Source organism: Nostocoides japonicum T1-X7 (genome assembly GCF_001046855.1).
Lineage (GTDB): Bacteria > Actinomycetota > Actinomycetes > Actinomycetales > Dermatophilaceae > Nostocoides > Nostocoides japonicum.
This window is the reverse complement of record NZ_HF570958.1, coordinates 4675621-4683641: the sequence shown is the minus strand read 5'-3', so window position 1 is coordinate 4683641 and position 8021 is coordinate 4675621. Positions and strand designations below refer to the sequence as shown.

The window sequence follows — 8021 nt, the reverse complement described above, 5'->3', positions numbered from 1 at the left end:
TGCCGGAGCGGTCGCCGCCGGCGCGGCCTTCGCCGGGGCGGCGGGCGCGTGCCCGTTGGACGGCGTCGCGCCGTTCGTCGCGGACGCCTCCGACCCGCCGTCGGGGCGGTAGTCGGCGAAGAAGTCCCACCAGGCCGGGTCGACGGAGTTCTTGTCCTGGCGGTATCGGTCGTAGAGCTCGTCCACGAGCCACTCGTTCGGGCCGAACGTCGCCATCGGGTCTGAGGTCGGGGGCTGCTCTGGCACGAGGGTGCGCCTCTTTCGGTCGCGTCAGCGATGACGCATCGGGGTCGAGAATGCGAACTCCAGCCTATCGTCCTCGACCTGCGGCGCACGACGGCCCGTGCGGGGGCGCCGCATACGTCCCGGCCGCCCCGGCATACCGCGGCGGACGGCAGGGCGGGACGGTGGCGATCCCCACCCCGGGAGCCAGGGCGGGGATCGCCGGAGACGGGACCGACCGTCCGTCAGGTGATGTCGCGGCGCGAGGCGATCCAGGAGCCGATGATCGACAGGGCGAGGCCGTATGCCGTGAGCAGGAGCGCGCTCACCCACCACGAGAAGTAGGGATCGCCGCTCGAGGCCTGGGCGCCGTTCGTCGGGTCCTGGGTCACGAGCATCCCGACCGACAGGTTCCCGGGCAGCCACCGGCTCACGCCGTCCCAGCTGAGGAGGCCGAAGACGATGCCGAGGATGATCTGCGCGAGGAAGCCGACGCCGATCCCGACGAGGATCGCGGCGATCTGGTTCTGGATGAGCATGCCGAAGCCGAAGCCGAGGAGCGCCCAGCAGACGAAGGTCAGCAGGCTGACCCCGAGGGTCTGCCACACGTCGCCGCTGTCGAGAAAGGTCGGCTGGCCCCGGAGCGTGAGGACCCCGCCACCGGCGGCGACGACCGCGAGATCGTGGACGAGGGCATACATCGCGCCGGTCACGACGACCGCGACGAGCTTCGCGGCGACGACGACCGGGCGGACCGGGACGGCGAGGTAGGTCGCCGAGATCGTCTTGTGCCGGAACTCGCTCGTGATGAGGAGGACGCCGAGGGTCAGCGGGATGAGGGGAGTGAGGTAGTAGACGAACCCGGCGGAGAAGACGAGCTGGATCGTCCCCGCGTTGGGGTGGAGGAACGGCGAGGCACTCGGGTTGTCGCCGCCGAGGTCGGCCCCGACGAGGAAGGAGAAGCCGAAGGAGATGAGCCCGTCGAGGAAGACGACCCCGAGGAGCAGGCCCCACCACAGCCGGGTCGTGAAGACCTTGCGCAGCTCGGATCGGACGGCGCCGCCCATCACCGGCCACCTCCTTCCACCGGAGCGGAGGGGACCGGGGTCCTGCTCCCGTCGGGCGGTGGCGCGCTCGCGCCGTCGCCGAGGTTGCGGTTGGTCCCCTCGGTGAGGGCGAAGAAGAGGTCCTCGAGGTCGCTCGTCTGCTGGCGCAGCTCCCAGACCGGCACGCCCGCCCGGAGCGCGACGTCGCCGATCGCGCGCAGGTCGGCGCTCTCGACGGTGAGGACACCGTCGCCGGCCGGCTGGCTCGTGAGGTCGGCGACCCGGAGGGCGCCCGCGAGCCGCTCGGGGTCGCTCGTGCGGACGAGCGAGGTCGTCGTCCCGTGGAGGTCGGCCATCCGTCCCGCGCGGACGAGGCGGCCGTTGGTGATGATGACGACGTCGTCGACGGTCTGCTCGACCTCCTGGAGCATGTGGCTCGAGACGAGGATCGTCTTGCCCGTGCCCGCGAGGTGACGCATGAACCCCCGCAGCCAGCGGATCCCCTCCGGGTCGAGTCCGTTGGCGGGCTCGTCGAGGACGAGGACGCTCGGGTCGCCGAGGAGCGCCGCCGCGAGCCCGAGCCGCTGTCGCATACCCATGCTGTAGCCCCCGGCACGCTTGCTCGCGGCAGCCGGTATGCCGGTCAGCTCGAGCATCTCGTCGACCCGGCTCGTCGGGATGCCCGCGGTCGCCGCGAGCACCCGCAGGTGGTCCCGGCCGCTCCGTCCGGGGTGGAAGCTCGTCGCCTCGAGCGCGGCTCCGACCGTGGTGATGGGGTGCGGGATGTGCTGGTAGGTCCGGCCGCCGATCGTCGCCGTGCCGCTCGTCGGCCGGACGAGGCCGAGCAGCATCCGCAGGGTCGTCGTCTTGCCGGCGCCGTTCGGGCCGAGGAAGCCGGTGATGCGGCCCGGCTCGACGGTGAACGTGAGGTCGTCGACGGCGGTGAAGTCCCCGAATCTCTTCGTCAGCGACTGGATCTCGACGCGTGCGCCCTCCGCTGTAGCGGTGGTCATCGTCCCCTCCTTGATGTGGTCATGGCTGCCATTGTGTCTGCCTCCACCGACGTGAGGGTCAACCGACAGGCGGATGGGGCCTCCATCGAGCGGCGGAGGATTCCGCTCATCCGGTCCGGTCCGTCGCGTTCGTGACCCTCTGCCGGGATGCGGGTCCCCTCCGGTATGCCACGACGTCGGTGTGCCACGACGTCGGGATGTCGGACGCGCCGCACGAGGTGGTTCGACCATCCCGAGGGGACAGTGGCGCCGAAAGGTCACCAGATACCTCGACCCACCGGGCACCCCCGGAGTCGAGGTATCCAGGCCCCACCGCCGCGTCGCCAGATGCCTCGATTCGTGCGGGTCCCTCTGGAGTCGAGGTATGCCCGGCGTCCGGGGGTGTGGCACGCCACTCGGGTGAGATGTCTCCGCGGCCCCTCGGGCCCTCCCGGTCGAGCGGGTGAGTCGACCCTCGCCCAGACCGTGGACAGGACACCAGATACCTCGACCCACCGGGCACCCCCGGAGTCGAGGTATCGATGCCCCACCGCCGAGTCGCCAGATACCTCGATTCGTGCGGGCACCTCCGGAGTCGAGGTATGCCCGGCCCCGCGCGAGCGTCGCCAGATACCTCGACCCACCGGGCACCCCCGGAGTCGAGGTGGGCCGACCCCGCGTGAGCGTCGCCAGATACCTCGACCCTCCGAGCACTCCCGGAGTCGAGGTATCGAGGCCCCACCGCCGCGTCGCCAGATACCTCGATTCGTGCGGGCACTCCCGGAGTCGAGGTATCGAGGCCCCACGGGAGCGTCGCCAGATACCTCGACCCACCGGGCACCCCCGGAGTCGAGGTATCCAGGCCCCAACGCCGCGTCACCAGATCCCTCGAATTGCCTGCCCCGCGGCCCGCGAGTGGGGCGACGAGCTCACCTCCCTGACCCGGCACGTCCCCCGGGCGGGGGACGCCGTCGGGCCCTGCGGGCGGACGACGCCGGCCCGATTAGGCTCATGCCACTATGACCGACTGGTTGCTGGTCCTCGCCGGCTTGGTGCTCACGGCGGGGACCGCCCTGTTCGTCGCCGCGGAGTTCTCGCTCGTCGCCGTCGACCGCCCGGCCGTCCAGCAGGCGGCGGAGGAGGGCGACGCCCAGGCGGGCAACATTCTGCGCTCGCTGCGGCGCCTGTCGACCCAGCTGTCGGCCGCCCAGGTCGGCATCACCCTCACGACGCTCGCGCTCGGCTTCGTGACGACGCCGGCCGTCACGAGACTCCTCGCGAGCCCGCTGCGGGCCCTCGGCGTGCCGGAGGGCGGCGCCGACAGCGTCGCGGCGGTCGTCGCGCTCGTCCTCGTCACGCTCGTCTCGATGCTCTTCGGCGAGCTCCTCCCGCAGTTCCTCGGCATCTCGGCGCCGATGGGCACGGCGCAGCTCGTCGCCGGCCCCGTGCGGGTCTTCTCGGTCGTCGCCCGTCCCCTCATCGCCATCCTCAACGGCTCGGCGAACGGGGTCCTCCGGGCGGTCGGCGTCGAGCCCCGGGAGGAGCTGTCCGGCGCCCGGACGCCGCTCGAGCTCGCCTCGCTCGTCCGTCGGTCGGCCGCCGCGGGGACGCTGGAGCCGGGGACGGCCCGGCTCGTCGCGGCGACCCTCGGCTTCGGCGAGCGGACCGCGGCCGACGTGATGAGCCCGCGGGTCCGGTCGACGGCCATCGAGCGGACGGCCAGCGCGGAGGACGTCCTCGCCCTCGCGCGGCGGACCGGCCACTCGCGGTTCCCCGTCGTCGGCGACGACTGGGACGACATCGACGGCATGGTCCACGTCAAGCGGGCCATGGCGGTGCCCCACGACCGGCGCGCGGACGTCCCCGTGTCGGCGCTCATGGTGCCCCCGCTCCTCGTGCCCGAGACGATCCGGCTCGACCCGCTGCTCGTCCTCCTCCGGCAGGCCGGTATGCAGCTCGCGATCGTCGTCGACGAGTACGGCGGGACGAGCGGGGTCGTCACCCTCGAGGACGTCGTCGAGGAGATCGTCGGGGAGGTCACCGACGAGCACGACCGGTCCTCGACGACCGGGCGCGAGGTCTCGGCGGGCACGTGGTCGGTCCCCGGCCTGTGGCGGCCCGACGAGGTCCGGGACCGGATCGGCGCCGACATCCCGGACAGCGCGGCATACGAGACGACGGGAGGCTTCGTCATGGCGACCCTCGGGCGGGTCCCGCGGGTCGGTGACCGGATCGGCATACCGGGATGGACCATCGACGTCGTCGACATGGACGGCCTGCGCGTCGACCGGCTCCGGTTCGTCCACGAGCCGGAGCCCGAGCCCGCGGACGACGACGCGAGCCCGAAGGACGGCCGCCGATGACCGTCGTCGTCGTCACGCTCGTGCTGCTGCTCGGCAACGCCTTCTTCGTCGGGGCGGAGTTCTCCGCGATGGCCGCCCGGCGCAGCCAGCTGGAGCCCCTCGCGGCCGAGGGGTCGGTCCGCGCCCGCACCGCCCTCGCGGGGATGGAGCGGATGGGCTCCATGCTCGCCGCCGCCCAGCTCGGCATCACCCTCTGCTCGGTTCTCCTCGGCGCCTACTCCGAGTCCGCGCTGCACCACGTGTTCGAGGGCCCCCTGGAGCATCTCGGCATCCCGCTCGGTGTCGCGAGCGGAGTCGCCCTCGTCATCGCCCTCCTGCTCGTCGTCTATCTCCACGTCGTCGTCGGCGAGATGATCCCCAAGAACCTCGCCCTCGCGGGGCCCGACCGGGCGGCCCTCGCGTTCGTGCCGCCGCTGCTCTACTTCACCCGGGCCCTCGCACCGGTCATCCGCGCCCTCGAAGCCATCGCGAAGGGGATGGTCCGTCGCCTGGGGATCGAGCCGAAGGACGAGATGGCCGACGAGTTCACGGCCGAGCAGGTGCACCACATCGTCGAGGAGTCGCACCGCGAGGGCCTCGTCGAGGACGACCAGCTCGGTCTCGTCGGCGCCGCGCTCGAGTTCAGCGACAAGGACGCCGCCGACGTCGCCGTGCCGCTCGACGGGCTCGTCACGGTCCCTCGCACGGCGAGCCCCGACGACATCGAGCACCTCGTCGCCAAGCACGGCTTCAGCCGGTTCCCGACCGTCGACGACGACGGTCTCCCGGCCGGGTACCTCCACCTCAAGGACGTCCTCTACGCCGACGACGACGAGCGGGAGGCGCCCATCCCGCGCAAGCGGATCCGCCGGCTCGCCACGGTCGCGGCCGGCGACGCCGTCGAGGACGTCCTCCGCACGATGCAGAGCACCGGCTCGCACCTCGCCCGCGTCATCGACCCGGCGGGTCAGGTCGTCGGCGTCGTCTTCCTCGAGGACGTCATCGAGGAGCTCGTCGGAGAGGTGTCCGACGCCGAGCAGCGCTGACCCGCGCACCGAACGCCCCTGACATGCAAGAGGATCCAGCGCTCGAGCGCGCCCGCAGATGTGACGGCGCAGACACCGAGGGTCGGCGGCCGACCCTCGCCCGAGCCCTAGAATAGAGGCATCCACCAGCAGCGGCCGGGCCGCGTCCAGCGTCGTCGGCCGCACGAGTCGAGGTGACGCAGGATGACACGCTCGGACAGCTCTCGGGAGCCGGTCGTCGTCGTCGGAGTCGACGGTTCGCCGAGCTCCGACGCGGCGCTGCGATGGGCCGCCCACCAGGCGCGGCTGACGGGCGCCTCGATCCGCGCGGTGACGACGTGGGCCTATCCGCGGATCTACGGGTTCGAGCCGGGCTTCCCCGATGACTACCGGCCCGACCAGGAGGCCGAGCGGGCCCTCAAGGAGGCCCTGGCCCGGGCGTCCGACGACCTCGACGGCGTCACCGTCCACGAGGAGGTCGTCGAGGGGCAGCCCGCGCTCGTCCTCACCGAGGCGGCCGAGGACGCCGACCTCGTCGTCATCGGCAGCCGGGGGCACCACACCCTGTCGCGGATGATCCTCGGCTCGGTGAGCCAGTACGTCGCGACCCACGCGACGTGCCCCGCGGTCATCCTCCGGCCCCCCTGCGTCGAGACCACCTGACCGTTCCCGTCGACTCCTCCGGCCGCCGGGGTTAGGTTCTCCGGGGGAGACCGACGGGGAGGTGCTGGTATGCGGGCCGCGCGCTTCCGTCGCACCCAGGCCCTCGTGGTCCTCGCCCTCTCGACCCTCGTCACGGCCTCGCTCGTCTTCGCGCCGATGTTCGCGCGGGCCATCGCCCGGGCGAGCCTGAGCACCCGGCTCGCCGGCTCCGCGACCGACGCCGCGCTGCGCCTCACGTCGTGGTCGCCGAGCGAGCCGCGCCTCGTGCGGTCCCCGCGCCAGCTGGCCGCCCTCGTTCCGGCCGACCTCCGGGCCCACCACGGGGTCCCCGTCCTCGGCCAGTTCGTCATGGTGACCGGCCCGGGGGCGGACCAGCCGACCCCGCTGGCCTGGCTGTCCACCGGATGCGACACCGTCGAGGTCGTCCAGGGCCGCTGCCCCACCGGGACCGGCGAGGTGCTGGCGCCCGTGACGAGCGGGTCCTCGACCGATCCGTGGACGGCCGGTGCGACGTTCACCCTCACCGAGTCCGACGACGCCGCCTCCGGCGGTGCCGCGTCCGGCAACGGCATACCCGAGGCCCGGGTCACCGTCGTGGGCACCTACCGGCCCCGTCCCGGGGTCACGACCGACCTCGGTCTCGGGACGCGGCCGGGGACGCCCGCACCGCTGCTCGGTGCGGTGCTCGAGGAGAGCTGGCGGGAGCCGCACAGCCTCGCCGTGCTGCCGCTCCGCCCCGGCACCGTGACGCTGGACGACATCGCGGACCTCGGCGCCGCGATGCGCGCGTTCGTCGCCCGCCCGTGGGCCGCGACGGCGAGCACCCCGGCGGAGCAGCAGGCGACCCTGCCCGTCTACGCCGCGAGCGGCATACCGGCCATCGCCGACGCCGTCGCGACGGACCGGCGGCAGGCCGACGTCACGGTGCCCGTGCTCACCGTCCAGCTGGCCGTGCTCCTCGCCGTCGTCCTCTGGCTCGTCCTCCTCGCCGCGAGCGAGCAGCGCCGCACCGAGGTGGCCGTCGCGAAGCTGCGCGGCAGGGGGGCGGCCGGCTCGCGCCGGCTGCTCCTTCAGGAGACGCTCCCTCCCGTCGTCCTCGGGCTGCCCCTGGGTGCGGGTCTCGCGGTGGCGTTGTCGTATGCCGGCCGGCGGGTCGTCCTGCCCATCGACGTCCCGCTCGAGGTCCCCGTCCCGGCATGGCTGGTGCTCGGAGCCTCCGCCGTCGTCCTCGTCGGCCTCACCCTCCTGTCGGTCCACCGGGTGTCGGAGGAACCGGTGGCTGGTCTCCTGCGGAGCGTTCCCTCGCGAGGTCGTGGCGCGACGCTGGGACTGCTCGAGGCGATGGTCGTCGCCGCGTCCCTCGCGGTCTTCGTCGCGCTGGCCACCGGGTCGCTCGCCGGACCCGCCGCGCTCGCCGCACCGACGCTGCTGGCCGTCGCCGTGGGGATCCTCGGATCGCGCCTCCTGCCCGCCGCCCTCGGCGGCACCGGGACCTGGCTCCTCTCCCAGGGGCGGACGGTGCCAGGGGCGGCCCTGCTCCAGGCCTCGCGACGGCCCGCCACGCGGTGGCTCGTCCCCGTCGTCACCGTCGGCCTCAGCCTCGTCGTCTTCGCGACGAACGCCCTGGCCGTCGGCGACCGCAACCGGTCCGACCGAGCAGGCGTCGAGGTGGGCGCCGCCGCCGTGCTGACCGTCGCGCCGGCGGACGGGCGGCCGGTCGCAGCGGCCGTG

At 73.3% G+C, this 8021-nt stretch carries 7 protein-coding genes; 4 read left to right on the top strand and 3 right to left on the bottom strand.

Annotated elements, in window-relative coordinates; genetic code table 11:
• The 3 genes from BN12_RS21280 to BN12_RS21270 all read right to left on the bottom strand — a co-directional run.
• Positions 1-246 (bottom strand): 2-oxoglutarate dehydrogenase E1 subunit family protein (locus BN12_RS21280; RefSeq protein WP_407667814.1); only part of this gene is annotated, 246 nt, incomplete at its 3' end.
• 221 nt (positions 247-467) lie between these two features.
• A complete protein-coding gene (locus tag BN12_RS21275; protein WP_048555570.1) occupies positions 468-1289 on the bottom strand; it encodes a hypothetical protein in 822 nt (273 codons plus the stop codon).
• The gene (locus tag BN12_RS21270; protein WP_048555569.1) at positions 1289-2281 is read right to left on the bottom strand and encodes an ABC transporter ATP-binding protein; all 993 of its coding nucleotides are present in this window, start codon (positions 2279-2281) and stop codon (positions 1289-1291) included. Before BN12_RS21270 ends, BN12_RS21275 begins: the two co-directional genes overlap by 1 nt.
• A gap of 998 nt (positions 2282-3279) precedes the next feature.
• On the opposite strand from BN12_RS21270, the gene BN12_RS21265 reads away from it, so the two are divergent.
• The 4 genes from BN12_RS21265 to BN12_RS21250 form a co-directional block, all read left to right on the top strand.
• Positions 3280-4623 (top strand): hemolysin family protein, encoded by a 1344-nt coding sequence (locus BN12_RS21265; protein WP_048555568.1) that lies wholly within the window; start codon positions 3280-3282, stop codon positions 4621-4623.
• The gene (locus BN12_RS21260) at positions 4620-5648 is read left to right on the top strand and encodes a hemolysin family protein (RefSeq protein ID WP_048555567.1); all 1029 of its coding nucleotides are present in this window, start codon (positions 4620-4622) and stop codon (positions 5646-5648) included. Before BN12_RS21265 ends, BN12_RS21260 begins: the two co-directional genes overlap by 4 nt.
• Positions 5649-5831: 183 nt before the next feature.
• Positions 5832-6290, top strand: coding sequence for a universal stress protein (locus tag BN12_RS21255; RefSeq protein WP_048555566.1), 459 nt, complete (start codon positions 5832-5834; stop codon positions 6288-6290).
• Positions 6291-6359: 69 nt separating this feature from the next.
• On the top strand, positions 6360-8021 hold a 1662-nt coding region (locus BN12_RS21250; RefSeq protein WP_048555565.1), incomplete at its 3' end, for an FtsX-like permease family protein.

Excerpts from the sequence above, each read along its gene's own strand:
- BN12_RS21275 (WP_048555570.1), bottom strand. The coding sequence starts at position 1,289 with ATGGGCGGCGCCGTCCGATCCGAGCTGCGCAAGGTCTTCACGACCCGG.
- BN12_RS21265 (WP_048555568.1), top strand. The coding sequence starts at position 3,280 with ATGACCGACTGGTTGCTGGTCCTCGCCGGCTTGGTGCTCACGGCGGGG.
- BN12_RS21270 (WP_048555569.1), bottom strand. The coding sequence starts at position 2,281 with ATGACCACCGCTACAGCGGAGGGCGCACGCGTCGAGATCCAGTCGCTG.
- BN12_RS21255 (WP_048555566.1), top strand. The coding sequence starts at position 5,832 with ATGACACGCTCGGACAGCTCTCGGGAGCCGGTCGTCGTCGTCGGAGTC.
- BN12_RS21260 (WP_048555567.1), top strand. The coding sequence starts at position 4,620 with ATGACCGTCGTCGTCGTCACGCTCGTGCTGCTGCTCGGCAACGCCTTC.